We start from the raw sequence: 26,734 nt of genomic DNA, 5'->3' as shown, positions 1-26,734 counted from the left end.
GACGACATGAACTGGACCTGGCTGCACCGCCTGGGCTCTCCCGCCATCTTCTATCGCCTGGCCGGCCGCCTGCAGGGACCCTGCCTGGCGCTGGCCGGGGTGCTGCTGGCCGTCGGTCTGGTGTGGGGGTTGTTCCTGGCCCCGCCGGACTACCAGCAGGGCGACAGCTTTCGCATCATCTATGTGCATGTGCCGGCCGCCTTTCTGGCGCAGTCCTGCTATCTGCTGCTGGCGGTCGCCGGAGCCATCGGCCTGGTCTGGCGCCTCAAGCTGGCCGACGTGGCCCTGCGCGCGGCCGCGCCGATCGGCGCCTGGATGACGGTGATCGCCCTGGCCACGGGGTCGCTGTGGGGCATTCCCACCTGGGGCACCTGGTGGATCTGGGACGCCCGGCTCACCTCGATGCTGGTGCTGCTGTTTCTCTATCTGGGCGTGATCGCCCTGGGGCAGGCCATCGAGCATCGCGAGAGCGCCGCCCGTGCCTGCGCCATCCTGGCCCTGGTGGGCTCGGTCAATCTGCCGATCATCAAGTATTCGGTGGAGTGGTGGAGCACCCTGCACCAGCCGGCCACCTTCAGCCTGGTGGCGCGGCCACCGATGCCCGCCGCCATGTGGCTGCCACTGCTGGTGATGGTGCTGGCGTTCTATCTGTTCTTCGCTGGCGTCTTGCTGCAGCGGATGCGCCTGGAGGTGCTCAGGCGCGAGTGGCGCAGTCGCTGGGTACGCCTGGAGCTGGGCGAGGAGGGTGCGTGAGCGGAGTGGAATGGGCGCAGGTCCTGGGCATGGGGCGCCACGGCGTCTATGTCTGGCCGGCCTTCGGCCTGACCCTGGTCATCCTCGGCGGTCTGCTGCTGCACGGCTGGCAGGCGCGTCGCCGACTGCAGCGGGCCTTGCGCCAGCGCTGGCGGCGGGAGCGGCGGCCATGAATCCGGTCCGCCGTCGTCGGCTGCTGTGGATCCTGCTGCTGTTGCTGGGCGTAGGGGGCGCGGCGGCGCTGGCCCTCAGCGCCCTGCAGCAGAACATCAACCTCTTCTATACCCCGAGCCAGATCGCCCGGGGCGAGGCGCCGCCCGCTACCCGCATCCGCGCCGGCGGCATGGTGGAGAAGGGCAGCCTGGTGCGCGCCGCGGATTCCCTGGCGGTGACCTTCGTCATCACCGACTTCCAGCAGGAGGTGCGGGTGAACTATGCCGGCATCCTGCCGGATCTGTTCCGCGAAGGGCAGGGCGTGGTGGCCCTGGGCCGCCTCGACGACCAGGGGCGTCTGGTCGCCGATCAGATCCTCGCCAAGCACGACGAGAAATACATGCCGCCCGAGGTGAGCCAGGCGTTGCGCCAGGCCGGGCGACCGCTGGACGGCGCGAGGCCGACGCCATGATCCCGGAACTCGGGCAGCTCTGCCTGCTGCTGGCGCTCATCATGGCCCTGGTGCAGGGCACCCTGCCACTGCTGGGCGCCTGGCGCGGCCAGGCCGACTGGATGCGCCTGGCGCGCCCGGCCGCCCTCGGCCAGTGGCTGTTCCTGGCACTGGCCTTCGCCGCCCTGACCTGGGCCTTTCTGCAGGACGACTTCTCGGTGGCCTATGTGGCGGCCAACTCCAACAGTCGCCTGCCCTGGTACTACAAGGTCAGCGCCACCTGGGGTGCCCACGAGGGGTCCCTGCTGCTGTGGGCGCTGATCCTGGCGGGCTGGAGTCTGGCGGTGGCGTGCTGTTCGCGGTCCTTGCCCCAGGCCCTGCTGGCGCGGGTGCTGGGCATCCTCGGGCTGGTGGCCACGGGATTCCTGACCTTCCTGGTGGCCACTTCCAATCCCTTCGCGCGCCTGCTGCCGCAATTCCCGCGGGAGGGCAACGACCTCAATCCGCTGCTCCAGGACCCGGGGCTCATCCTGCATCCGCCCATGCTGTACATGGGCTATGTCGGTTTCTCGGTGGCCTTCGCCTTCGCCCTGGCGGCTTTGCTGGAAGGGCGCTTGGACGCCGCCTGGGCGCGCTGGGCACGGCCCTGGACGCTGCTGGCCTGGGCCTTTCTCGGCTGCGGCATCGTGCTGGGCTCCTGGTGGGCCTACTACGAGCTGGGCTGGGGCGGCTGGTGGTTCTGGGATCCGGTGGAAAACGCCTCCTTCATGCCCTGGCTGGTGGGCACGGCGCTCCTGCACTCCCTGGCGGTGACCGAGAAGCGCGGTCTGTTCAAGGGCTGGACGGTACTGCTGGCCATCGCCGCCTTTTCGCTCAGCCTGCTGGGGACCTTTCTGGTGCGCTCGGGGGTGCTGACCTCGGTGCATGCCTTCGCCAGCGATCCCACCCGCGGCGTCTTCATCCTGGCCTTCCTGCTGCTGGTGGTCGGCGGCTCCCTGGCGCTGTTCGCCTGGCGCGCGCCGGCGCTCGGCGGCTCGGCGGCCTTCAGCCTGGCCTCCCGCGAAGCGCTGCTGCTGATCAACAACCTGATCCTGATTACCGCCGCCGCCACGGTCCTGCTCGGTACTCTCTATCCCTTGATCATCGACAGCCTGACCGGGGCCAAGCTGTCGGTGGGGCCGCCCTATTTCAACCTGCTGTTCGTGCCGCTGATGGCGCTGCTGATGCTGGCCCTGGGCGTCGGGGTGCTGGTGCGCTGGAAAAGCAGCCCGGGGCGCTGGCTGGTGCGCCTGCTGGCGCCCGTCCTGCTGGCTTGCGCCGTCCTGGCGGGGCTGGCCGGCTGGTGGCTGGAGCAGCCCAAGGCGGCGATCCTGGCGGTGCTGGCGCTGGCGGCCTGGATCCTGCTGACCGCGCTGCGCGACGTGCTGGGCAAGGTGGTGGCGCTGGGCTGGCGCCGTGGCCTGCGCAGTCAGCCACGCAGCTACTGGGGCATGCACCTGGCCCACCTGGGGCTGGCGGTGCTGGCCCTGGGGGTGGTGCTGGCCAGTCAGCTGGATGTGCAACGCGATCTGCGCCTGGCGCCGGGCGAGCACGTCGAACTCCAGGGCTATCGCTTCGGCTTCGCCGGCACTCAGCATTACGAGGGGCCCAATTTCACCGCCGAACGCGCCCTGCTGCAGGTCGAGCGCGAGGGGCGGGTGGTCGCCCTGCTGACCCCGGAAAAGCGCCGCTATCTGGCCAGCGGCGCGGTGATGACCGAAGCCGCCATCGACGCCGGCCTGACCCGCGATCTCTATGTGGCCCTTGGCGAGCCGCTGGGGCAGGGCGCCTGGGCCGTGCGCCTGCAGATCAAACCCTTCGTCCGGCTGATCTGGCTCGGTGGCCTGCTCACCGCCCTGGGTGGCCTGCTGGCCCTGGCCGATCCGCGCTATCGCCGCCGGCGATCCTCTTCCCCTACCGCTGCCGCGGAGTCCGCCTGATGCGCCGTCGCCTGTTGCTCTGCCTGCCACTGCTGGCCTTCCTGGTGCTGGCCGGCTTGCTCTTTCGCGGACTCTATCGCGATCCCCAGGCCCTGCCGTCGGCGCTGGTCGGCCAGCCGTTTCCGGCGTTCTCGCTGCCGGGCGTACAGGACGAACGACTGTTCACCCGGGAGGATCTGCTCGGCCGCCCGGCGCTGGTCAATGTCTGGGGCACCTGGTGCGTGGCCTGCCGGGAAGAGCATCCGGTGCTCACTCGACTCAAGGCCGAGGGCGTGGTGATCCATGGCATCGACTACAAGGACGACCAGGCCAGCGCCCGCCGCTGGCTGGCGGAATTCCACGATCCCTACCAGCTCGATATCCGTGACGACGAAGGCCGGCTGGGGCTGGACCTGGGTGTCTATGGCGCGCCGGAAACCTTTCTCATCGATGCCCGCGGCGTGGTGCGCTATCGCCATGTCGGGATAATCGATCAGCGTGTCTGGGACACCGACCTCGGGCCGCGCTACCGGGCCCTGGTGGCGACGCCATGAGGGTCGGCTGGCTGCTGCTGTTGCTGGTCTGGTCGACCCTGAGCCACGCGGCCATCGACCCCTATGGCTTTCGCGACGACGCCGAACGCGCGCGCTTCCAGGCGCTGACCCGCGAATTGCGCTGCCCGAAATGCCAGAACCAGGACCTGGCCGATTCCAATGCGCCCATCGCCGGCGATCTGCGCCGCGAGATCCAGCGCCTGATGGCGGCCGGGCAGAACGATGACGAGATCGTCGCCCACCTGGAGCAGCGCTATGGCGAATTCATCCGCTATCGGCCGCCCTTCGAGGGTCGCACCCTGCTGCTCTGGCTGCTGCCGGGCCTGGGTCTGCTGGGCGGCGCCGGGCTGCTGCTGGTCCTGACGCGGCGCCGCCGCCCGGAGCAGACGCTGAGCGACGCCGAACGCCAGCGACTGGCCGCGCTGCAGGCCGAGGAGGAGGAGCCAGGATGCTGACCTTCTGTGGGCTGGCGGGACTGCTGCTGATCCTGGCGGTGCTGATCCTGCTGGTGCCGCTGCTGCGCGGTGGACGCGTCATGGCGGACCAGCGGGCGGTGCTCAATCGCTCGCTCTATCAGGAACGCCTGGCCGATGCCAGGGCGCGGGCCGCACGGGGGGAACTGGACACCCAGGCGCTGGCGCTGGCCGAAGCCGAGGCGGGCCGCAGCCTGCTCGCCGACAGTCCGGTTAAGGGTTCTTCGCCGCTGCGCCACGGTCGGCGCCTGGGTATCACGGTCGCCCTGGGCGGCCCGGCCCTGGCCCTGGGGCTCTATCTGCTGCTCGGCGCCTGGCCGACGCTGCAGCTGAGCCAGCGCCTCGCCGCGGCGCCGGCTTCGCCCCAGGCGCTGCTGGCCGACCTGCAAGCGGCGACGCGACTGCAACCCCAGGCGACCGACAACTGGTATCTGCTGGCACGGGCCTATGCCGGCCTGGGTCGCTACCAGGACGCCGTGGCTGCCTTCGAGCAGGTCATCCAGCGCGATGGCCGGCGCGCGGAAGTCCTCGGGCAACTGGCCCAGGCCCGTTTCTTCGCCGCAGGGCGTCAGCTGGATGCGCGCACCCAGGCCCTGGCCGACGAAGCCCTGGCCGCCAATCCTGGCGAGCCCACCACCCTGGGTCTGCTGGGCATGGCCGCCTACGAACGGGGGGGCTACGCCAAGGCGGCCGGCTACTGGCAGCGCCTGGTCGCCGTGCTGCCACCAGGGGATCCCCTGCGCGACACCCTCGCCCAGGGCGTCGCCCGGGCGGAGGCGGCGGCGCGGGCCGCCGGTCAGGCACTGACCACGCCGGGGCTGGACGTGGAGGTCAGTCTGGCGCCCACGGTGGCGCAGCGGGTGCGGCCCGAGGACAGTGTCTTCGTGCTGGCGCTGGCGGTGGATCAACCCGGCCCACCGCTGGCGGTGCGGCGGTTGAGTGTTGCCGATCTGCCCCGCCGGGTGCGGCTGGATGACCGCGACGCCATGCTGCCCCAGCGCAAGCTGTCCGACCATCGACAGATCCGACCGGTCGTGGTGATCGCCCGGGGCGGCGATCCGCTCAAGGGGGACTGGCGACACGAGGGGCCGCCACTGGAGCTCTCTTCCAGTGCGTTCAGCCTAATGCGCGTGGAAGCCGCTGATGCCATTGCGCCATGATCGGGCGGAATCTTGATATGCAGGGCAGGGAATGCATGTACACCTATGAAGACGCCGTCACGGCGACCGGCGAGCTCTGTCGCCAGATCGAGAACGTCCCGTCCCGGCGGCGAGCGGTGCGCGAAGACTTCTATCAGCGTTTTGGCGATACCGACAATGACGGCTTGAGCTATGGCGACTCGGAACTGGCCTTTCTCGACTGGGAAATCCAGGCCGGTGTCCTGGATCCCGTAACCGGCAGCGCCTGGTGGCGCAACGTCAATCTGCACTTCATCTACCTGGCCGAGCTGGCCGGCTGCCTGGCGCAGCATGGGCTGCCCGGCGACCAGGCGCCCTATCCCACGCGCTGCTGGCTGACCTTCATCGCCGATCCCACCCCGCGGCACTGGTACCGGGCGCACAACGCCTCCATCCTGGCCGGCTTCGCCCTGCATCAGGCGGACGCGCGCGCGGAGAATGAGGTCGGTCAGCTGTTTCTCAACATCACCCTCTACCGACTGATGTTCGCCCAGGCGCTGGTGGAAGAGGCGACGCTGTTCGCCGAGCTGGGGGCCTTGCTGGCCGATCCGCGCGGCTTCTCGGTCAAGTTGCTGGTCAGCCTGGCCGAGTTCTATCCGCCGCACTATCCCCTCACCGATGCGGATCGCGAGGTGATCGAGGGCCACGGCCTGGGTATCGAAGAGCTGGGCGTACGCCTCATGGATGGCTGGATTCGGCTGGAATTGCCTCGCCTCTACAGCGAGGCCGCGGCCTGGAACCAGGCGCCCGAGCTGCTGGACTACCTGGATGGCACCGCACCGTGCTATCCGCCTGCCGTGGACCGCGGCGCCGAGCGCGCAGCGATCCAGGCGGTCGCGCTACTGGAAGGCGTCCTCGCCGGGCAGGACCTCGCGGTGGCCGAGCAGGGCGCGAGCGGTCTGCAGGCCGGATAGGGTCGCCGATTCCACGCAGCCCATGTTGAAGCCGTTGTCGATCCAGTCGCCGGTCAGATAGAGGTTGCGGCAGACGCTGCCGTCGGTGGCCAGGCGATAGCGGCTGCTGCCGGCCACGCTCTGCACATAGCGCTCGCTGGGATCGACGTTGGCCCGCCAGTATTGATAGTCGAAGCGCGCCGGTCCCTGGACCTCGACGGGCGCCAGCAGGAAGTCCCAGCGATAGCCCACCGGGGTCACGGCTGCCGGCCAATAGGCGCCCAGTTTGCCGTTCATGAGGTCGAGGAAGGCCTGCTTCACCTTGGTAGCCTCCTGCTGCGGATAGTCATCCTTTTTGCCGATGGGCGGGGCAGCCTTGGCAGCGAAAACCCCGCAGAAATAGCTGATGTCCGCCGGTGGCGTGCCGCTCGACCAGTCTTCGCGGTCCACCAGGTAGCTGACATCCGCCCAGGAGTCCATCGCCTGGGCGGCGAAGCCCAGCAGCTCGGGCGCCTGCCCACCCTGAGGCGAGCCACTCCAGCCCAGTTGCCAGGCGTCGCGGTTCTGCCAGAGCTGTACCGCCTGGGTGGCGACGGTGGCCACCTGCCGGCTCATGCGCGCGAATGCCGGGTCCAGGGCGCAGAGGCTGGGGGCGAGGTCGGCCAGGCCGGCCACGGAGATCCCCAGCACCACCTCGTCGAAGTCGCGGTCGACCTGCAGCTCCAGCTGCTCGACGCCCTGCCAGCCACTCCAGTTGGATTCCAGATTGATCTGGCCGTCCTGCAGCTCCCGGACGATCTGCTCGTCGAGCTGCTCGTACAGCGGCGCCGAAGGCCAGCAGGGCAGCCCCTTGACGTCCACCAGCGGTTGGTAGGCGTCGCCCTTGAGGGTGACCTGGCGCTGGATCTGCAGGCGTGTCACCCGTGGCCCCTGACCGTCGTCGGCGGCTTCGATGGCGGTGACCTGGTGGAAGAAGCGGAAGTCCACGCCACGGCGGGCGAGCACCTCGTAGTAGGGCGCGAAGACCACATCACCCATGCCGGCCTGCATGCGCCAGATGAAGGAGCCCTTGGCCGTGGTCAGGGCCAGCAGGGCGGCACGCAGCACGGTGCCGGCCTCGACGTCGGGCTGGGCGAGGTCGCCGTCGCGATAGGCGAAGATGCCGCCGTGCAGGGACTTGAGCACCGCGCCGTCCAGGGTCGCGGCGCTGGCGCCGTGGCGGCTCAGCCAGGCCTGGAAAGTCTCTTCGTTGAGCGCTGCGAAGCCCTTGGCATAGACCTCGTCGGCGAGCATGCCGATCAGCACGGTCAGGCCGAAATCCATCAGCAGCCACAGCCGGTGGGCCTTGACGTGGGTCTGGCTGCGGTCGTGCAGGATGTCGCCGAGCAGGCCGCGGAGCCTGCGCAGCAACGCCAGCAGCACGGGATGGTCGACGCCGTCGGGCAGCGCCGTGCGGGCCTGCTGCAACTGGTGCTCCGCCTCTTTGAGGGCCAGCTCCTGCAATTCCTCGCGGCAGTGCGCGCGCAGCCGGGCGAACAGGCCGCCTGGCGTGGTGGCGGCCGGGGTGTCGTCCACCTCGCCCAGCCGCAGCAACCACTCCAGCAGATCGCCGAGGGCGGCCATGAAGGGCTTGGGATTCCAGCCCTCGCCGGGCTTGCCGGGCAGGGCCAGGGTATCGATGGGCCAGGTGGTCCACTGTCCCTGGAAGGCATCGGCGAAGGCGGTATGGGAATGCGGGAAGAAAGCCTCGTCGAGGGTCGCCAGCGGCGCGCCGGCAGGCCGGTCCAGTTCCTCGTAGCACTGCCTCAGGCTGTGGAAGGCATTGTAGTAGAAGCCGAACCAGACATGGATGCCATGTTCCTCGATGCGCTGGTGGTCGGTCGCCTTGCGTCCGCTGGCCCCCTTGCCGCCGAGACGCCAGCCCTGCTGGTACAGGGTGATCTGGTAACGGTCCTGCCAGTTGGGCTCACTAGTAAGACGAAAGGCGGTAGTGACGGCGGACACGCCGCCGCCCAAGATGGCGATCTTGCGGACAGAAGGTACAGCGTCCATGCGTATTGCTCCGAAGTGTGCAAATTGTTGCACCAGTGGACGTAAGCCAGATGATGGCTAGGGTAATATCACTTTATCGAAAAGTTCCCTTGAGACTTTAGCAAGGCAACGGAAATAGTTGAGGCGCTGGCCCGGTATCGCCCGGTCGGCCGAGGATCGAGGCGAGCGCGGTGTTGAGGATTCCAGGCTACAGCTGCAAGACGCGGGTGAGCGAAAGCCGCCATGCCCTGATCTACCGCGGCACGCGCCTGGCCGATGGTCAGCCGGTGATCCTCAAGCAGCTGGCCGCCGACTATCCCACGCCCCAGGCCCAGGCCGGGCTGCGCCATGAATTCGAACTGACCCGCCGGGCCAGTGCCAGCGGGGCGGTGAGCGCCGCTCTGGAACTGCTGGAATACCAGGGTCGGCAGGTGCTGGTGCTCGAAGACATCGGCGGCACCGACCTCGCCGGGTTGCTCGCCGCCGGGCCGCTGGCGCTGGACGACTTCTTCGACTGGGCGCTGGCCATCGTCCGTGCCCTGGCGCGGCTGCACCGGTTGCGCATCGCCCACAACGACCTCAATCCGCGCAACATCGTCTGCAACTGCACCACGGGCAGCCTGCGGCTGACCGATCTGGGCATCGCCACGGCCTTTGGCACCGTCCAGGGCAGCGATGCCCGCCTGGAGGGCTCGCTCACCTATCTGGCCCCGGAGCAGAGCGGGCGGACCGGGCGCCACCAGGACTATCGCAGCGACTACTATGCCCTGGGCGTGACCTTCTACGAGATGCTCGCGGGCGAGCCGCCGTTTCGCGCCCAGGACCCCCTCGAACTGGTGCATGCGCACCTGGCGATGCGTGCGCCCTCGCTGGTCGAGCGGGTGCCGACGGTACCGCCGATGCTGGCGGCGCTGGTGGACAAACTCATGGCCAAGGCCGCCGAGGAACGCTACCAGGGCTGCTACGGCATCCTGCGCGACCTGCAGCGCTGCCAGGCGGCCCATCAGGCCGGTGAGCGGGCACCCTTCGCCCTCGGCGAGCAGGACCCGCCGGCCCGGCTGATGCCGGTACGCACCCTGCAGGGCCGCGGCGCCCCGCTGCGCCTGCTCGAAGAGGCGCTGGCGCGGGCGACCCTGGGCCGGATCGAAGCGGTCTTCGTCAGCGGCAGTTCCGGGGTGGGCAAATCGGCGCTGGTGCAGGCCTTCGTCCGCCGTCAGGGTGAGCGGGTGCTGCTCGCCCACGGCAAGTTCGAGACCCTTGGCAGCGGCGTGCCCTATGGTGCCCTGCGCCAGGCGGTGCGTGAGCTGGTCGAGGTCGGCCAGAGCCTGGGTGAGGCCTTCGCCGATCGCCTGGTCGAGGCCCTGGGTGGCAACGCCGGGGTATTGACCGAGGTCTCGCCCGAGCTGGCCACCTGGCTCGGACCCCAGGCACCGGTGGCCGAACTGCCGCCGCACCAGGCCGAACAACGTTTCGACGAAGCCGTGATCGCGCTGCTGCTGGCCTTTGCCGCCGATACCCGGCCGCTGCTGCTCTGGCTGGACGACCTGCAGTGGGCCGACAGCGCGTCGCTACGCCTGATCGAGCGCCTGCTGGCGCGGACCGACCAGGGGCCGTTGCTGCTGGTGGCGACCCATCGTGAAGAACAGCTCGCCGGTAGCGCCCTGGAGCGCCTGCTCGGCGCGGCGCTAATCCGCACCCTGTCGCTGGGTCCGCTGTCACGGGTGGAGATCGAGCGACTCATCGCCGAACTGCTGCCGGCGCCGGCGGACGAGCAGGCGGCCCTGGCCGGTCTCTGCCTGGACAAGACCCTCGGCAATCCCTTCTTCATCGAGCAGTTGCTGCGCAGTCTGCAGCAGGAAGGCCTGCTGGAATTCGACGGCGAGCACGGTCAGTGGCACTGGGAGCTGGCCCGCCTCCAGGCCCTGGACGTCTACGACAATGTCGTCGACTTCATGGTCGGCAAGCTCAAGGAGCTGCCGGCGAGCACCTCGCAACTGCTGCAGTGGGCAGCCTGTCTGGGCACCCATTTCTCCAGCGATCGCCTCGCCGCGCTGATGGCGGAATCGCCCGCGGACATCCGCCGTCTCTGCCAGGCGCTGGTGCAGGAAGGCCTGCTCACCGAGCCCGAAGGCGGTCCGGCGGGGGAGCAGACGCCCACGCACTACAGTTTCCTGCACGATCAGGTACGCCATGCCGCTCACTCGCTGCTGGCGCCCGCCGAGCGCGAGCGGGTCCACCTGCGCGCCGGTCAGCTGTATCTCGCCGAAGGCAGCGCCACGCGGCTGGACGCGGTCAATCACCTCAACCTGGCGCTGGCGCTGATCGAGACGCCCGCCGAGCGGCTGCAGCTGCTGGAACTCAATCTGGATGCCGCGCGCAAGGCGCGCCAGGCCAATGCCTATCCCGCCGCCCAGGAGTTTCTGCGCACGGCGGTCGCGCTGATCGACGATGCGGCCTGGGAGAGCCGCCATGAGCTGCTGTTCCAGCTGCATCGGGAATGGGCCGAGGTCGCGCACCTCTGTGGCGATGCCAACGAGGCCCTGCGCATCTGCGAAGTGCTGCTGCCGCGGGCGCTCACCATCTTCGAGGAAGCCGGGGTGCGGGCCCTGCAGATCGACCTCTACAGCGGCCTCGGGCGCTTCACCGAAGCCCTGGTGGTGGCCAAGGCCGGCCTCCAGGTGCTGGACGAACCCTGGCCGGAAGCGCCGGACGCAATCAACCAGGCCATCGGTGCCGACAGCGCCGAGGTCGAGGCCTGGCTCGCCGAGCGCAGTCCGGCGGCGCTGCTCGACCTGCCGCGCATGGAGGATCCGCGTGCCCAATTGCTGATTCGCCTGCTGGGCCTGCTCTGGGGGCCGGCGATCAACGTCGACCTGCCGATGAGCCTGCTGGCGGTCATGCGCATCGTCAAGCTGTCGATCCAGTACGGCAATGGCGATCTCTCGCCCTTCGGCTATGCCAACTACGGCTCGCTGCTGTCGGCCTTCCACGGTCGCTACGAACTGGGTTACCAGGTCGGGCGCCTGGCCGTCGACCTGGTCGACCGCACCGGCAATCTGCCGCTCAAGTGCAAGGTCTACACCATGTTCGCGGTGACCAACAGTCCCTGGTCGAGCCCCATCGCGGACAACGTCGCCCTGCTGCGCGAGGCCCTGGCCGCCGGTCAGCGCACCGGCGAGATCATCTTCACCGCCTACAGCGCCTTCCACATCCTCAAGCACCTGCAGCACGCCGGGGCCCCGCTGGACGACATCCTCGGCGAAACCGCCGAGATCGAGCGGATCCTGCTGGGCATCGGCGATCCCAACACCCTGGAGATCTTCACCATCCTGCGCCAGTCGCTGCGGCTGCTGCAGGGGCTCACCCCAGGTCAGGAGAGCTGGGACGAAGAGGGTCAGGACGAAGCGGCGCTGGTGCGGCAGATGCAGGACAGCGGCCATGTGCTCTGTCTGAACTACTACGACTTCAACAAGATGCAGGCGGCGCTGCTGTTCCGCCGGCTGCCCCAGGCGCGGCAGCACGCCGAAGCCATGGAAGCCTCGCTGGCGGCGAGCTTCGGCTGGTTCAGCATCGCCGAGCACGCCTTCTATCAGGCGCTGATCCTGCTGGCCGAGGGCGAACTGGCGGGTGAGGTGCTGGCCAAGGTCGAGGTCGCCCAGGAACGTCTGAACGGCTGGGCCGCGCACTGCCCGGAAAACTTCGCCCACAAGCGTGACCTGGTGGCGGCCGAGCGGGCGCGCCGCGAGGGCCGGGTCGAAGCGGCCATGGATCTCTACGAGCAGGCCCTGGAATCCGCGCGGTTGCACGGCTTTCGCCAGGGCGCGGCGCTGACCGAGGAACTCTATGGGCGCTTCTGGCTGGAACAGCAGCGTCCGCGGATCGCCCGGACCTACCTGCAGGACGCCCAGCGCAGCTATCTGCACTGGGGCGCCGCGGCCAAGGCCCAGGCGCTGGAAAACGAATTTCCGCACTGGTTGCGCGCCGCCGAGGCCACTGCCCTGACGGTGCAGCGGACCCATAGTCAGTCCACCAGCGAGATGATGCGGCTGGACTGGCTGTCGGTGCTCAAGTCGCTGCAGACCATCTCCAACGAACTGGCGCTGGATCAGCTGCTGGCGCGGATGATGCGCATCATCCTGGAGGAGGGCGGCGCCCAGCACGGTCTGCTGCTGTTGCCCGAGGTCGGTCGCTGGCTGGTGCAGGCCTCGATCTGCAGCGGCTCGGCCGAGCCCAAGGTGCTGCAGGGTCTGCCGCTGGCGCTGAACGAACAGGACTCCGGCGAGGGCCTGGTGCCCCTGACCCTGGTGTCCCACGTGATCCGTCATCGCGAACCGGTGATCCTCGATGATGCCGCCCGCGCCGGCCGCTTCGTCCGCGACGCCTACATTCGCGCGCGGCGCCCGCGGTCGGTCTGTTGCCTGCCGGTGCTACGCCAGGGGCGCCTGATCGGCATCCTCTATCTGGAAAACAACCTGCTGGCCCAGGCCTTCACCCCGGGTCGGCTGCAGGTGCTGGGCATCCTGGCCACCCAGGCGGCGATCTCCCTGGAGCACGCGCAGATCTACGAAACCCTGGAGCAGCGCGTCGGCGAACGGACCCTCGAACTGGACCAGGCGCGCATCCGGGCCGAGGAAGCGGCGGCCGCCAAGTCGCTGTTCCTGGCGACCATGAGCCACGAGATCCGCACCCCGCTCAACGCGGTGATCGGCCTCAGCCGCCTGACCCTGGGCACCCGGCTGTCCGGCGAACAGCGCGGCCACGTCGGCAAGATCCTCGACTCCGGCGAGACCCTGCTGGGGGTGATCAACGACGTGCTCGACTATTCGCGCAATGAAGCCGGTGGTACCCAGCTCGAACAACTGGGCTTCAACCTGGCCAAGGTGCTCGAACGCACGCTCAATCTCTGCGCCATCAAGGCCCACGAGAAGGGCGTCGAACTGGTGCTGGATTGCGGTCCGGACATTCCCCTGGCGCTGGAAGGCGATCCGTTGCGCCTGCAGCAGGTGCTGGTCAATCTGCTGAGCAATGCGGTCAAGTTCACCGAGCGGGGCCATGTGCTGATCCGCGTCGGTGCCGTCTGCGAAGCGGGCCGGGCCCATTTCAGCCTGGCGGTGGAAGACACCGGCATCGGCCTGACCGAGGCGCAGCAGGCGCAACTCTTCCAGCCCTTCACCCAGGCGGATGGCTCCATCAGCCGTCGCTATGGCGGTACCGGCCTGGGCCTGGCGATCTCCCGCCAGCTCACCGAACTGATGGGCGGCACCCTCGAGGTCCATAGCGAAGCCGGGCGCGGCTCCTGCTTTACCCTGCGTCTGACCCTGCCGGTGGTGGGCGAGCCGGAGCGACTGCCCAGCCAGACGCCGCGGCAGGTCCTGCTGGTGGACGACCACGGCCTGGCCCGGCGTACCCTGGGGCAACGCCTGCGCGAACTGGGCATGCAGGTGGTGGAGGCGGAATCCACCGAACAGGCCCTGGCGGCCATGGCCACGGCGGTCTTCGAACTGGCCATCGTCGACTGGCGCCTGGGCGCCGAGGATGGCCTGGCGCTGGCGCGCCAGTTGCGCTTCCGTCAGCCGGAGCTGGCGCTGACGCTGCTGGCCTCGCCCTACGAGGCGGAAGAGGTGCGCAGCCTGGGCGAGGATCTGCCGGGTCTGGAACTTCTTGACAAACCGGTTACCGGTCCCGCCGTGCAGCGACTGCTGTCCGGGCTGGGCCTGACACCGGTGACCGCGCCGACGGTGGGCCAGAGCGTGGTGGATCTGCAGGGCATTCGCCTGCTGCTGGTGGACGACAACGCCATCAACCGCCAGGTGGTCATCGGCTTCCTGCAGGGCAGCGGCATCCTGATCGACGTGGCCGAAGATGGCCAGGCGGCGCTGGACCAGCTGGAGCGGCAGCGCTACGACCTGGTGCTGATGGACGTCCATATGCCGCGCCTGGACGGCCTGTCGGCCACCCGCGAATTGCGCACCCGCCCGGCGTTGGCCGCGCTACCGGTCATCGCCATGACCGCCAACGGCCTGCCCGGCGATCGCGAGCGGTGCCTGGATGCGGGCATGAACGATCACCTGGTCAAGCCGCTCGATCCCGCCGAGCTGTTCCGCATCATCGCCGCCTGGGCCAATCTCGAGCAGCTGCAGCGCGCCGAGCGCAAGGCGGTGGAAGAGGGGGGGGATGTGAAGGAGGTCGGCGTGCTGGCACGCGCGCGGGCCAGTGCGGTGCTCGAACCCGAGTCGGCGCTGCGCCTGCTGCGCGGCAGCGCCGAGCTCTATGAGCAGCTGATGCGGGATTTCCGCGTGCAGCAGGCCGAATTGCCTGGGCGGATCGCCGCCTGGCGCGCGGCCGACGATGTCACCGCGCTGTTCGAATGCGCCCACGGCCTGCAGGCCACCGCCGCCTACGTCGGCGCCATGGACTTGCAGGAAGCGGCGCAACGCCTGACCACCCGGATCCGGCTGGCCCAGCCCATTGGTGAGGAGGTGCGCCGCCTGCAGGCCGAGGCCGAGCGGTGCCTGGCGTCGCTCGACGAGATCCTGGTCGAGGTCGCCGGCGGCGAGGAGGCCGCCGTCGAGGAACTGGAAGCCCTGCTCGAACGCCTGGTCGGACTCCTGCAGACGTCGGATTTCGCTGCCGAGGAGGTGCTCGACACCCTGCTGCGCGCCTGCGTGAGCACCCCGCACAGCGCCGATGTGGTACGGATCCGCGAGTGGGTGAACGACGTCGAGTTCGAACATGCCGCCGATGCCACCGCGGATCTGCTGCGGCGAGTGCGGCAGGCCGGACAACGGTCGGGATAGTTGCCGATGGAGGGGCGTCGTCCCGAGCTGCCGTTGATCCTTATCGTCGACGATCAGAAGAGCAATCTGCGCGTCCTCGGTGATTTGTTGCGCAACGAGGCGCGCATCATGCTGGCCAAGAGCGGGGTCCAGGCACTGACCAAGGCCGCCCGCGAACACCCGGATCTGATTCTGCTGGACGTGGTGATGCCCGGCATCGACGGCCTGCAGCTGATCCAGCTGTTCAAGCGCCGCGCCGAGACCAGCGCCATCCCGGTGATCTTCATCACCGCGGCCAACGACCTGCACCGCGAGGTGGAGTGCTTCGAGCTGGGCGCCAGCGACTTCATCCAGAAGCCCTTCAATCCACTGGCCGTGCTGGCGCGGGTACGGCTGCACCTGCAGCTGGCCCGTCAGCGGCGGCTGCTGGAGGAACTGGCGCACATGGATCCACTGACCGCGGTGGGCAATCGCCGTCGCTTCGACGAGCAGCTGACGATCGAGTGGCAGCTGGCGGTCAGCCGGCGGGGTTCGCTGGCCATCGCCATGCTCGATATCGATTACTTCAAGCAGTACAACGATACCCACGGCCACGGCGCCGGGGATCAGGCGCTGGCGCGGGTCGCCCAGGTGCTGGAGCAGCGCATCCGCGAGCGGGATTGCCTGGCGCGCTATGGCGGGGAGGAATTCGTGCTCCTGCTACCGGGCGCCACGCGCACGGCGGCGGAAGCGGTGCTGGAGCGCTGCCGGCAGGGCATCGCCGAGTTGCGCATCGCTCATCCGCTGGCGGAGGACCGCCTCTGGCTGACCATGAGCATGGGCTTGGCCTGCTGCAATCCGACCCCCGAACAGACTCCCGACGGGCTGCTCAAGGCCGCCGACAACCTGCTCTACCAGGCCAAGGCCGAAGGGCGTAATCGCCTGGTCAGTCGCAGCTTCTAGCCGATTGGCGAAACGCCCTGGGCCGCCAGCTCCTTGCCGCCCTTGACCAGATGCACCCGGTTGCGGCCTTCGGCCTTGGCCTGGTACAGCGCCTGGTCGGTGCATTCGATGAAGGCTTCGTGATCGTCGCCGCTCTGCGGCTGGACGCTGCCGACGCCGATGGAGATGGTGACGAAACCGAGGTCGCTGCCGGAATGCGCCACCTGCAGCCGTTCCACCCCGGCACGGCAGGCTTCGGCGACCTTGAGCGCACCCTCGGCGTCGGTCTCCGGCAGCACCATGGCGAATTCCTCGCCGCCGTAGCGGGCCACCAGATCGGCCGGGCGCTTGAGTTGCTCGGTGAGCACCGCCGCCACCTTCTTCAGGCAGAGATCGCCGCTGAGATGGCCATAGGTGTCGTTGTAGCGCTTGAAGTGGTCGACATCGCACAGCAGCAGCGCCAGCGGCTGGCGATTGCGCCGGGCGCGCAGCCATTCGCCTTCGTAGGTCTGGTCGAAATGACGGCGGTTGTTGATGCCGGTGAGGCTGTCGATGGCCACCAGCTTCTGCAACTGGATATTGGCTTCGGCGAGCTGGCGCTGGCTCTCGCGCAGGAAGCGAAAGGCCTCGTCGCGCTGGGCGCGCAGGACGTGGGCCTCGGAGTGGTAGCGCACCCGCGCCAGCAGTTCCAGCTTGTCGGGCAGCTTGACCAGATAGTCGTTGGCACCGGTCGCGAAGCTCTGCGCCTTGACCTGGGGATCCTCCTTGGAGGAGAGCACCACGATGGGCACGTCGCGCAGCGCCGGTTCGGCGCGGAAGCGCCTGACCGTTTCCAGACCGTCGATCTCGGGCATGATCAGGTCCTGCAAGACCACCGTGGGCTTGAGTTGCAGGGCCATGTTGACCGCCTGGTGCGCGTCCAGGCAGTAATGCAGCTCGATGTCGGGCTGATCGGCGATCATCCGCCGCAAGGCTTCGATGATGATCAACTGATCGTCCACCAGCAGCAGGCGCACCTTGGGTGCGGTCAGGCTGTCCTGGGCGTTACCCTCATGCGTGGCCATTACTGCGAGTCCTTGTGCGGGCGGGGTCGGGCGTCCCGCGTCTCTTCTTGGCCAATCCCTGCCACTGCGCCGTCCAACGCTCCTGTTGGCGACCTTTCATGTCATGTTACGCGAGCCGTTGCCGAAGCGTCTTTGCAGCCAGGCGCCGATCTGCGCGGGGCTGAGAATGCGCTCCGCGGCGCCCATTCTAACCGCAGCCGCGGGCATGCCGTATACGGCACAGCTGGCCTCGTCCTGGGCCAGGGTCGGGCAGCCGCTCTGGCGCAGGGCATAGAGGCCGGTGGCGCCATCGCGGCCCATGCCGGTCAGCAGGATGCCCAGGGCCTTGCTGGCCCGCAGCGGGTGGCTGGCGAGCTGGGTAAAGAACACATCCACGGAGGGACGATAGGGGTAGTCCACCGGCTCGGCGGTATAGGCGAAGCGGCCGCGCTCATCCAGCAGCAGGTGGTCGTCACCCAGGGCCACGGCGACGTGGCCGGGCTCCGGCAGGGCGCCGGGCATGGCGGCGGTGACCGGCCAGGCGATCTGGGTGCCGAGCCAACCGATGAAACTGGGGGCGAAGCGGCGGTCGATATGTTGCACCAGTACCACGCTGGCCTCCTGGGTGGGCGCCCAGGCCTCGAACAGGCTGACCAGGGCCGCCGGTCCACCCGTGGAGGCACCGATGGCCACCAGGCTGTCGCGGGTGGCCTCGGCCGCGGTGCTCGGCGTGGCAGCGGTGGCCTGGGGCGGGCGCGAGGGTCGTTCGGGCAGCCGCACCAGGGGTTCGATACGGGCGATCTTGCGCAGCAGGGCGCCACCATCGGCACCGCCGCTCAAGGCCGGGGTAGCGGTCACGTCGAGGGCGCCGGCGCCCATGGCGCGAAACACCCCCTCGCAGTCGTCGGGGGTGGCGGTGACCATGAGGATGGCGCAGGGCGACTGCGCCATGATCCGGCGCGTCGCCTCGATGCCGTCCAGGCGGGGCATCTGCAGGTCCATGAGGATCAGATCCGGGCGGTCCTCGGCGCAGCGCGCCACGGCTTCCTCACCGTCATGGGCGATCCAGGCGACCGTATGGCGCCCGTCGCCGATCAGCAGGCGACGCAAGGCCTCGGTGGCAAGCAGCAGATCGTTGACGATGGCGATTCTCATGGGGCTCCGATGAGGTCCTGCACGGCGGTGATCAGGGCGTCGTCGTGGAAGCTGCCCTTGGTCAGATAGTAGTCGGCACCGGCCTGCATGCCCTTGAGCCGATCTTCCGGACGATCCTTGTAGGAGACGATCATCACCGGCAGGGCATGCAGACGCGGATCGCGGCGCACCAGTTCCACCAGCTCGATACCGTTCATGCGCGGCATGTCGATGTCCGACAGCAGCATGTCGAATTCACCGGCGCGCACGGCGTTCCAGCCGTCCATGCCGTCCACCGCCACTTCCACGTGATAACCCTGGCCTTCCAGCAGCTTGCGCTCCATCTCGCGCACGGTGAGGGAGTCGTCCACCACCAGGATCCGCTTGACCCTGCGGCTGTCGAGGGCGGCGCCGCTCTGCACCTGCCGCAGGCGGCCCTCGCCGAGCAGACGCTCGATGCCGGTGAGCAGGTCGGCGACGTCCAGCAGGAGCACCGGACTGCCGTCGTCGAGCAGCGCCCCGGCGATGACCGAGCGCAACTTGCCGAAGATCTCGTCCAGCGGCTTGAGCGCCAGGCCCTGTTCGCCGCGCAGGCGATCCACCACCAGCCCGTAGCGCCGGTCACCACCGCCGATCACCAGCACGGCGAGATCGCCAGTGGGCGGCGCGCCATCCAGCTCCAGCAGCTGATGCGCCGCGACCAGCCCCAGGCGATCCTCGCCGAGCAGGAAGAAGGCCTTGCCCTCCAGCGAGTGCACCTCGGCCGGATCTAGGCGCAGCACCCGTTCGATGCGATTGACCGGCAGGGCATAGGCCTCGCCGGCGATGTCGACGATCAGCGCCCGGACGATGGAGCGACTGACCGGTACCAGCAGGTGGGTACTGAAGCCCAGCCCCGGCCGGGTTTCCAGGCGCACCTCGCCATCCAGGGCGCGAATGGCGTCGGCCACCACGTCCAGGCCCACCCCGCGACCGGACAGCTCGGTCACCGTCTCCTTGAGACTGAAGCCGGGCAGCAGCAGGAACTCCAGCAATTCGGCCGGGCTCAGCTCGGCGGCCACCGGCGCCGGACTCAGGCGCCGGGCGATGACCGCGGCGCGGATGCGCTCCAGGTCCAGGCCGCGGCCGTCGTCGTGCAGGCTGACCTGCAGGCGGCCGGCGACATGGCGGGCCTCCAGGCGGATCTGGCCGCACTCGGGCTTGCCCAGGGCGCGGCGTTCGGCCGGGGTTTCCAGGCCGTGGTCGACGGCGTTGCGCAAGAGGTGATTGAGCGGGCTTTCCAGTCGCGCCAGCACCTCCCGATCGATCAGGGTGTCGGCGCCGTCCACCTGCAGCATGGCGTCCTTGTCCAGGCCCCGGGCCAGGTCGCGCACCAGCCGCGGAAAGCCCTGGACGGCATCGCGCAGCGGGCGCATGCGCACCCCCAGCACCTCGTCCAGCAGACCCTGGCAGACCCCGAGCAGGCGCCGCTCGTAGGCTTCCAGCGCCTGCAGCTGCTGCTGATAGCGATCGAGCAGGCCTTCCTGGCGCTGACGCACTTCGCTGCTGACCGCCTGGGCCTGGCCAAACAGGCCCTGCAATTCCGCACGATAGCCCTGGAAACCCTGGACCAGGCCATGCAGGCCGAGGCCCATGACCCGGGCTTCGCTGGTGAGGGCGAGAATCTGGTTGAAGCGACCGCTGTCCACCCGCAGCGGGTCCCGGCCGCGCTCGGCATCGGGTGTTGGTTCTTCTGGTACGGCGGGTGCAGGAGCCGGTTCCCGCGGGGCGACCGCGGTCGCTGGCAGCGGTTCGCCTGCGCCGGCGCTCAGGGCCTGCGCCAGCGCCTGCTGGCTGGCTCGCTGTTCGCGCTGCCAGCGCTGGCTGGCGGCCTCGTCCAGGCGACTGACCTCGCCGAGAACGTCGACGCAGCGAAACAGCCGATCGAGGTCCGCCGGACCGAGCTGGCGACGTCCGGCCTGGACCTCGACCAGACAGTCCTCCATGGCGTGGGCCAGTTCCACCAGGCCGTCGAGGTCGACGATGCGCGCCGCGCCCTTGATGGAATGGGCCGCGCGCATCATCGGCTCGATCACCCCGGTGTCGCTGGGGTCGCGCTCCAGGCGCAACAGACCGGCATCCAGCGCCTGCAGGTGACTCTGCACCTCGCTGGCGAAGAGATCGTAGAGCGACATCTCGCGCACATCGCGCGGTGGCTGACTCATCGCAGCGCCTCTTCCAGGGCGCGCTCCAGGCGCGTCAGCTCGAGCAGGCCGACCTGGTGCGCGCCCTCGCGATAGACGCCGCCCAGGTAGCTGAGCAGGTCGCCGCCCAGGGTGGCTGGCGGCGGCTGCACCTCGCCAGGGGCATAGCGCTGCAGGCCCAGTACCTCATCCACCTGTACCGCCCAGTCGCGGCGGCCGATATGCAGCAGCAACAGGCGCGGAAAGCCGCGGGTCTGTTCAGCTGGCGCCACCGCCAGCAGCAGCTCCAGGGCGATGCAGGGCTGCAGCTGACCGCGTACCGGGACGATACCGCGCAGCAGTGGCGAGCGCCGGTGCGGGACGCGGTGCACGGCGGTGGGTTCGGTGGCGGTCACCAGGCAACTGCCCGGCAGCCCCAGCCATTCCGCGCCGAGGCGAAAGACCAGCGCACTGGCCGAGCGCGCCTGGCGATCGTCCAGCGGCTCGGCATAGTGCTCGGCCCAGGCGGCGCGCTCCAGGGCGCTGAGTTCACGGTTCAGGCTCATGCCTCGTCACCGGCGCGGGTCTGGATGCGCGCGGCACGTTCGCGCAGGCGTCCGGCTTCGTCGAGTCGGCCGGCTCTTTCACAGATCAGCGCCAGGCGACAGAGGGCGGGGTAGTGGCCTGGCTCCAGATAAAGTGCCTGGCGCAGCGCCCGCTCGGCTTCGGCGGCGCGGGCGTCGGGCAGGATCAGCGCCAGCAGGAAGTGGGCACCGGCCTGGCTGCGATCCGTCTCGAGCAGGTTGCGCAACAGCGCCTCGGCTTCGGTGCCGCGCCCGGCATCGGCCAGGCGCCGGGCTTCTTCGAGCGGCGCAGGGGCGGCGGAGACGGGGGTAGCCGGGGCAGGTGAAGGCGTGCTTCTGGCGCGCAGGCGCGCAGGCAGGTTCGCCGCCGCGGGTGGGCGCGGCGCGGCCTTGCGCCGTGGCGGCGCAGCCGGTGTGGGCGGGCGCGGTTGTTCGGGGACGGCGGCCTGACGTTTGACCAGGGCGGAGGCGTGGGCCACGCCCAGGCTGGCGAAGCCGTGACGCATGGCGCTGACCATCTCCGAACTGCCGACGCAGAGCAGGCCGTCGTCGTGCATGAGCGCGGCCAGGTGACTGAGGGCGCGGCCCTGGGTCTGGTCGTCGAAATAGATCAGCAGGTTGCGGCAGAGCACCACGTCGAAGGCGGTGCCGTCGCGCAGGCTGCCCAGCTGCAGGATGTTGCCCTGGCGAAAACGCACCTGATTGCGCACCCGTTCGGCCAGGCGATGGCGATCGCCCTCGGGTTCGAAATAGCGATCGCGAAAGCTCAGGTCGCGGGCGCGAAAGGAATTGCGCCCATAGAGGCCGCGGCGGGCGCGCTCCAGGGACGGCTCGTTGATGTCCACCGCGGTCACCTCGAAGGCCGCAGCCGGCAGACCGGTATCGAACAGCGCCATGGCCAGGGTATAGGGCTCTTCCCCGGTGGAGCAGGGCAGGCTGAGCAGCCGCACCGGCACGCCACTGCGGGCATGGCGTTCCTGGGCGAAGCGGGCGGCGTGGGCGATGGCCTGGGGATCGCGAAAGAACCAGGTCTCGGGAATGACCAGCAGGTCCAGCAGATCGGCGAATTCGGCTTCGTCGTCGAGGACGCGCGCCATGTAGCCCTCCGCATCGCCCTCCTGGCGCTCGCGCAGGCGCTGGCGGATGGCGCGCCCGAGCATGTCGTCGGCGATGGCCAGGCCGGTACGCGCCCGCACCAGGGGCGCCAGCCGCGGATCGAGCTTCACGCGGCCTCCTGGAACAGCAGGGCGGCGAGGGCCGGTGAGAGCAGGCGATCCGGTTCCAGCCACATCCAGAGGCCCTCGGGCGTCTCCAGCACCTCGCCGAGCCAGGGATAGTCGGGTAGTCGGACACCTGCCGGTCGCGGCACGCTGGCGGAGATCCGACGCACGCCGGCGACGCCTTCCACTACCAGTCCGAGCGGCCGGCTGCGGCCATCGGGCAGGGTGAAGTCCACCAGCAGGATGCGGGTGTCCTGGCGCGCCCGGGCACCCGGGCCGCCGCTCATGGCGGTGACATCGACCACCGGGATCGCCGCGCCGTGCAGGTTCATCAGGCCGGCGACGCCCGCCGGCGCAGCAGGGAAGCGGGTGAGCTGCAGCAGGGGCAGCACCTGGCGGATCGCCGTCGTCGGCAGGGCCGCCGCGGCATCGGCCAGCTGGAAGATCAGGATCTGCATGGTCAACGGGTGACCGAGAAGGTGGCGACGCTGCTCTGCAGGTCCTGGGCCGCCTGTTGCAGATACTGGACCGCTTCGCTGGTGGCCTTGAGCGCCTCGGTGGTCTGCTGGGTGCTGTCGTTGAGCTGGGTGATGGTCTCGGCGATCTGGCCGGCACCCACCGCCTGGGACTGCATGCCCTCCAGGACGATGTCGAACCGCGCCGGCAACTTCTGCACGTCCTCGATCACCCCGGCCAGCTGATCGCTGACGCTGGCCACCTCCTGCACGCTGCGGCGGATCTCCTCGGAAAACTTGTCCATGCCCATGACGCTGGCGGAGACCGCGGAGTTCATGTCCTTGAGCATCTGCTCGATGTCGTCGGTAGCCGCGGTGGTCTGGTCGGACAGGCGACGGATCTCGGTGGCCACCACCGAGAAGCCGCGGCCCGCCTCACCGGCCTTTTCCGCCTCGATGGCGGCGTTGAGCGACAGCAGATTGGTCTGGTCGGCCACCTTGGTGATGGTGGTCAGCACCTTGTTGATGTGGCTGGACTTCTCCGACAGGGCGGCGAGCTTGGCGTTGATCGAATCGGTCGCCGCCACCATGCGCTGCATGGTGCCGTCCATGCTCGCCAGGCTGCTGCGCGCCTGCTCCGCGCCCTCGGTGGTCTCGTCCGCCACCTGCACGGCTTCTTCCATGGTGCGTACCAGGGCATTGGCGTTGGCGGCGATCTCGCGCGTGGTGCTCAGCACCTCGACGCTGGTCTGCGCCTGCTCGATGCTGGTGGCCTCCTGCTGGCGCGAGGAGGCGGCGATCTCGGTGGTGGAGGAGGTCACCTGGATGCCGGCGCGCTGCACCTTGGCGAGCATGCCGCGCAGGTCCTCGATCATCTTGCTCAGGCCGCGGGCCAGTTGGCCGATGGCGTCGTCGCCGCTGACCGCGGTCCGTCCGGTGAGGTCACCGGCGGCGGCCTTGTTGACCAGCCCGAGCAGGTCGTCGACATCGGCGCGCAGGCGCTGCATCAGCGCCTGTTCGCGGGCGTGGTCGTCCTGGATCTGCTGCGCCATCTGATTGAAGGCCAGACCGACCTGGGCGAGTTCGTCACGGCCCTGGACCGCCACGCGCGCGCTGCTGTCGCCCGCGGAAATGCGCGCCACGGTATCGGTCAGCCGGCGCACCGAACGCAGCAGATGATGGGACAGCAGCCAGGCGATGAGGGCGGCCAGCACCACGCAGAGGGCGCCGCCGGCGACCAGGGTCCAGGTCAGCTGGTCGCGTACCTGCTCGGTATGACCCGCGCGTTGCGCGTACAGGCGGCGTTCTTCATCGGCGATGGTCTGGATCTGCTGACGCATGGCCGCGACCTGATTGGTCAGGGTGGTGATCAGGGGCTCGTTGGCCAGCTGCACCGCTGACAGATTGCCGGTATCACGCAGGCGCAACAGGGGTTCGAAGGTCTGCTGGCGCCAGGTGTCGAGGTCCGCGGCAAGGCGAGCGAAGCGCTGCTGTTGCTCAGCATTGTCCTGGGTCAGCTGCTGCGGCACGCGCACGGCTGCGGCCAGTGGAGCCAGCGCCTGCCGCGCAGCGTCGGCATCCGCGGTTGAGCCGGAATACCAGTAGTTGCGCAACTTGGCCCGGGTCTCGAGCAGATTGTTGTCCAGCGTGGTGACCGACAGCAGCACCTCGGCGGTGTGCCTGTCCCAGCGATTGGCGTCCACCAGGCTCTGCAACGCGGCATAGGTCAGCCAGAGCAGCAGGACCACCAGGGCGATGATGGCGGCGAAGCCGGCGAAGAGTTTGTTCTGGATGCGAATGTTGTTGAGCATGGGCACCGGTGCAGACGGACAGAGGCAGAAAGAGTGAGCCCTGGGGAGCACTCGGGTTGTCCGATAAAAGTAGCACGGTCATGCATTTGTGTGAGTTGTAACGCACTTCGGGGCTCAGGCGCCTGAGGTGCCAGCAGCGATGGAACAGCAATAACAGAAAGGGCAGCCTGCCAGGTCTTGCCATGCCTGGAGGGCTGCCGGGCGGCATCGAGGAACGCGGGTCAGGTCGCCTCGACGTCGTTCGCCGCTTCGGGTCGGCGAGTGCCATGGCTGTTCTGACCACCCTTGCGCCCGGCTTCGGAAGCCCGGGTCGGATTGTTGGCGAAATTGCCGCCGCTGGCACGTCCACCCTTGCGACCAGCCTCGGCGGCGCGATCGCGGTTGTTGGCGAAGTTGCCTGGATTGCTGCTCTTGTTGGCCATAAGAACTTCTCCCACTTTCAATTATTGAAGAGTCGAACGCTGCGCTCCCCAAAGGCTAGGCGTTTCGGTTATTGAGAGTAGGGGGCGGAAGGCGAGTTCGAGCGAGGTGATAAAGGGATACTTTGTTATACGAGGTGCAAGTTAAATATAGACTTTTATTTAACGATGGCCTGGCCAGAGCCGTCAGGCCAAAGGTTGTACAGGGGCTGTAGAAGAATCGGCGAGCGGAGCGACAGTATTCCAGCAGGCTATCTGTCATGGCCGAAATGTCTTGATGCATCTGGCTGCAGGGCGTATCCGGGTTGAGCTTTGCCGCAGTCTGACTCAGACGCCTTGGCCGAGAGCTTGTTCTTTCTTCATGGGTAAATTTATCGCCGATTCGATAGCGCCATTTCTCGCGCTGTTACAGGGTAACGCTGTTCGCCTGACGATAAAATGAGGGCGAACAGCCAAGCTAGAGCGCTCGACCAAGTAATCAAGTCGATCAGTCAGGTTGCTGGACAGTCGGTGATATAAGTTCTTCCGATAAAGTTTAATGCGATAGGAAGTTCGTTGATACGTCTGATAAGGCAGGTCTTGCAAAAAAGCCCTTTCCAAATTTTCCCGAATGTGAGAAAAAATCCCTAAAATTGGGAGATGACCATGCTAGATCAACGTCTTGCCGTCCGGCTGAAGGCCCTGCGTCTGGAGCGCGAGCTGTCACTGGAGCAGTTGGCAACCCTGAGCGGGGTCAGTCGCGCGACGCTGTCTCGGCTGGAAAATGCCGAGGTCAGTCCGACCACGGCGGTCCTCGGGCAGCTCTGTTCGGCCTACGGCCTGACCCTGACGCGCCTGCTGCATAGCGTGGAAGGCGCCTATCCGGCCCAGGTCGAGCGCCAGGCGCAGCAGATCTGGGCCGATCCCGAGCAGGCCTTCACCCGCCGTTCGGTCTCGCCGCCGGCCCAGGCCCTGGCGGGTGAAGTCATCGAGAGCCAGCTGAGGCCGGGCGTGGACATCCGCTATCAGGCATCGCCCCGGCCAGGCCTCGAACACCATCTGCTCCTGCTCGAAGGCCAGTTGCAGCTGTGGATCGAAGAGCAGCCCTATCGACTGGGCGTCGGCGACTGCCTGCGCTATCGGCTCTGGGGTAGCAGTCGCTTCCTGAGCGGCCCGGCGGGCGCCCGTTATCTCCTGTTCATGATCTGAGGTGTGTCCATGAGTGCTTCCCTGCGGATCGAACAGCTCGACGCCGCCGCTTTCACGAGGCATCTGAATGAATTCCAGCAACTACTGGCCGCCTGTGTCGAGCAGGGCGCCAGCATCGGCTTCATCCTGCCGCTGGCCGACGTGGTGAACCGGCGCTTCTGGACCGAAGCCGTGGCCCCGGGCCTGACCCGGGGCACCCGGCTCTTGTTCGCCGCGCTGCAGGACGGCCGCGTGGTCGGCAGCGTGCAACTGGTGCTGGATACCCCGGCCAATCAGCCGCACCGCGCTGACGTGGTCAAGTTGCTGGTGCATCCGGACTGCCGTCGCCAGGGCCTGGCGCGTCGGCTGATGCAGGCGGTGGAAGCGGCCGCCCAGGCCCAGGGGCGGGAATTGCTGACCCTGGACACCCGCAGCGACGACCATGCCGAGCCGCTCTATCTGTCCCTCGGCTATCAGGTGGTCGGCAGGATTCCCGGCTATGCCCTGGATGCCCGCCAACCCGAACGCCGTGACAGCACCACCCTGATGTACAAGACGTTACCGGCCGCGCCCGCTAAGCTGGGCGCTCCCAGTTAAG

General features: G+C 68.5%; 21 protein-coding genes. 12 read left to right on the top strand and 9 right to left on the bottom strand.

Annotated elements, in window-relative coordinates; genetic code table 11:
* Positions 1-6: 6 nt before the first annotated feature.
* Genes AABM56_RS14370 through AABM56_RS14335 form a run of 8 tightly spaced genes read left to right on the top strand, consistent with a single transcriptional unit; the run spans position 7 to position 6,434 of the window.
* Positions 7-753 carry a heme ABC transporter permease gene (locus tag AABM56_RS14370; protein WP_133861108.1) on the top strand — a complete coding sequence of 249 codons (747 nt, stop codon included), beginning with the start codon at positions 7-9 and terminating at the stop codon, positions 751-753.
* Positions 750-926 carry a heme exporter protein CcmD gene (ccmD, locus tag AABM56_RS14365; RefSeq protein WP_133861107.1) on the top strand — a complete coding sequence of 59 codons (177 nt, stop codon included), beginning with the start codon at positions 750-752 and terminating at the stop codon, positions 924-926. The genes AABM56_RS14370 and ccmD overlap by 4 nt, the downstream gene beginning before the upstream one ends.
* Entirely contained in the window at positions 923-1,378 is a 456-nt protein-coding gene (gene ccmE / locus AABM56_RS14360) for a cytochrome c maturation protein CcmE (protein ID WP_133861106.1), read from the top strand. The genes ccmD and ccmE overlap by 4 nt, the downstream gene beginning before the upstream one ends.
* Entirely contained in the window at positions 1,375-3,336 is a 1,962-nt protein-coding gene (locus AABM56_RS14355; RefSeq protein WP_133861105.1) for a heme lyase CcmF/NrfE family subunit, read from the top strand. Before ccmE ends, AABM56_RS14355 begins: the two co-directional genes overlap by 4 nt.
* Positions 3,336-3,869: a DsbE family thiol:disulfide interchange protein gene (locus tag AABM56_RS14350; RefSeq protein WP_133861104.1), complete on the top strand. Its 534-nt coding sequence runs from the start codon at positions 3,336-3,338 to the stop codon at positions 3,867-3,869. The genes AABM56_RS14355 and AABM56_RS14350 overlap by 1 nt, the downstream gene beginning before the upstream one ends.
* Positions 3,866-4,324 carry a cytochrome c-type biogenesis protein gene (locus AABM56_RS14345; protein WP_133861103.1) on the top strand — a complete coding sequence of 153 codons (459 nt, stop codon included), beginning with the start codon at positions 3,866-3,868 and terminating at the stop codon, positions 4,322-4,324. The genes AABM56_RS14350 and AABM56_RS14345 overlap by 4 nt, the downstream gene beginning before the upstream one ends.
* A complete protein-coding gene (gene ccmI / locus AABM56_RS14340; protein WP_263258931.1) occupies positions 4,318-5,502 on the top strand; it encodes a c-type cytochrome biogenesis protein CcmI in 1,185 nt (394 codons plus the stop codon). Before AABM56_RS14345 ends, ccmI begins: the two co-directional genes overlap by 7 nt.
* 35 nt (positions 5,503-5,537) lie before the next feature.
* The gene (locus AABM56_RS14335; protein ID WP_133861101.1) at positions 5,538-6,434 is read left to right on the top strand and encodes a hypothetical protein; all 897 of its coding nucleotides are present in this window, start codon (positions 5,538-5,540) and stop codon (positions 6,432-6,434) included.
* On the opposite strand, the gene AABM56_RS14330 is transcribed toward AABM56_RS14335, so the two are convergent.
* Complete coding sequence (locus tag AABM56_RS14330; RefSeq protein WP_133861100.1) at positions 6,360-8,465, bottom strand: NAD(P)-binding protein; 2,106 nt, start codon at positions 8,463-8,465, stop codon at positions 6,360-6,362. The genes AABM56_RS14335 and AABM56_RS14330 overlap by 75 nt on opposite strands.
* Positions 8,466-8,635: 170 nt before the next feature.
* Between AABM56_RS14330 and AABM56_RS14325 the strand changes: the two genes are divergently transcribed.
* Positions 8,636-15,241, top strand: a complete 6,606-nt coding sequence (locus tag AABM56_RS14325; protein WP_133861099.1) for a response regulator — start codon at positions 8,636-8,638, stop codon at positions 15,239-15,241.
* 6 nt (positions 15,242-15,247) lie between these two features.
* Positions 15,248-16,162 (top strand): diguanylate cyclase, encoded by a 915-nt coding sequence (locus AABM56_RS14320; protein WP_133861098.1) that lies wholly within the window; start codon positions 15,248-15,250, stop codon positions 16,160-16,162.
* Here AABM56_RS14320 and AABM56_RS14315 read toward each other — a convergent pair.
* From AABM56_RS14315 to AABM56_RS14280, 8 genes are all read right to left on the bottom strand, one after another.
* Positions 16,159-17,205: a diguanylate cyclase gene (locus AABM56_RS14315; protein WP_133861097.1), complete on the bottom strand. Its 1,047-nt coding sequence runs from the start codon at positions 17,203-17,205 to the stop codon at positions 16,159-16,161. The two genes, AABM56_RS14320 and AABM56_RS14315, sit on opposite strands and share 4 nt — an antisense overlap.
* Positions 17,206-17,301: 96 nt before the next feature.
* Complete coding sequence (gene cheB / locus AABM56_RS14310) at positions 17,302-18,339, bottom strand: chemotaxis-specific protein-glutamate methyltransferase CheB (protein ID WP_133861096.1); 1,038 nt, start codon at positions 18,337-18,339, stop codon at positions 17,302-17,304.
* A complete protein-coding gene (locus AABM56_RS14305) occupies positions 18,336-20,522 on the bottom strand; it encodes a hybrid sensor histidine kinase/response regulator (protein ID WP_133861095.1) in 2,187 nt (728 codons plus the stop codon). Before AABM56_RS14305 ends, cheB begins: the two co-directional genes overlap by 4 nt.
* On the bottom strand, positions 20,519-21,046 hold the full coding sequence (locus tag AABM56_RS14300) for a chemotaxis protein CheW (RefSeq protein WP_133861094.1): 528 nt from the start codon (positions 21,044-21,046) through the stop codon (positions 20,519-20,521). The genes AABM56_RS14305 and AABM56_RS14300 overlap by 4 nt, the downstream gene beginning before the upstream one ends.
* Entirely contained in the window at positions 21,043-22,290 is a 1,248-nt protein-coding gene (locus AABM56_RS14295) for a protein-glutamate O-methyltransferase CheR (RefSeq protein WP_133861093.1), read from the bottom strand. The genes AABM56_RS14300 and AABM56_RS14295 overlap by 4 nt, the downstream gene beginning before the upstream one ends.
* Positions 22,287-22,742 carry a chemotaxis protein CheW gene (locus AABM56_RS14290; RefSeq protein WP_133861092.1) on the bottom strand — a complete coding sequence of 152 codons (456 nt, stop codon included), beginning with the start codon at positions 22,740-22,742 and terminating at the stop codon, positions 22,287-22,289. The genes AABM56_RS14295 and AABM56_RS14290 overlap by 4 nt, the downstream gene beginning before the upstream one ends.
* Positions 22,743-22,744: 2 nt before the next feature.
* Entirely contained in the window at positions 22,745-24,550 is a 1,806-nt protein-coding gene (locus tag AABM56_RS14285) for a methyl-accepting chemotaxis protein (RefSeq protein ID WP_133861091.1), read from the bottom strand.
* Between the two features lie 221 nt (positions 24,551-24,771).
* Positions 24,772-24,972 (bottom strand): general stress protein, encoded by a 201-nt coding sequence (locus AABM56_RS14280; RefSeq protein ID WP_133861090.1) that lies wholly within the window; start codon positions 24,970-24,972, stop codon positions 24,772-24,774.
* A 642-nt stretch (positions 24,973-25,614) separates the two neighbouring features.
* Here AABM56_RS14280 and AABM56_RS14275 point away from each other — a divergent pair.
* Positions 25,615-26,157, top strand: coding sequence for a helix-turn-helix transcriptional regulator (locus tag AABM56_RS14275; protein ID WP_133861089.1), 543 nt, complete (start codon positions 25,615-25,617; stop codon positions 26,155-26,157).
* A 9-nt stretch (positions 26,158-26,166) separates the two neighbouring features.
* Positions 26,167-26,733: a GNAT family N-acetyltransferase gene (locus AABM56_RS14270; RefSeq protein WP_133861088.1), complete on the top strand. Its 567-nt coding sequence runs from the start codon at positions 26,167-26,169 to the stop codon at positions 26,731-26,733.
* The last annotated feature ends 1 nt before the right edge of the window (position 26,734 follow it).

The sequence above is a fragment of the Pseudomonas aestiva genome (genome assembly GCF_039908605.1).
Taxonomy (GTDB): Bacteria; Pseudomonadota; Gammaproteobacteria; order Pseudomonadales; family Pseudomonadaceae; genus Chryseomonas; species Chryseomonas aestiva.
The sequence above is the reverse complement of the archived record's forward strand: the minus strand, read 5'-3'. Positions and strand labels throughout refer to the sequence as shown.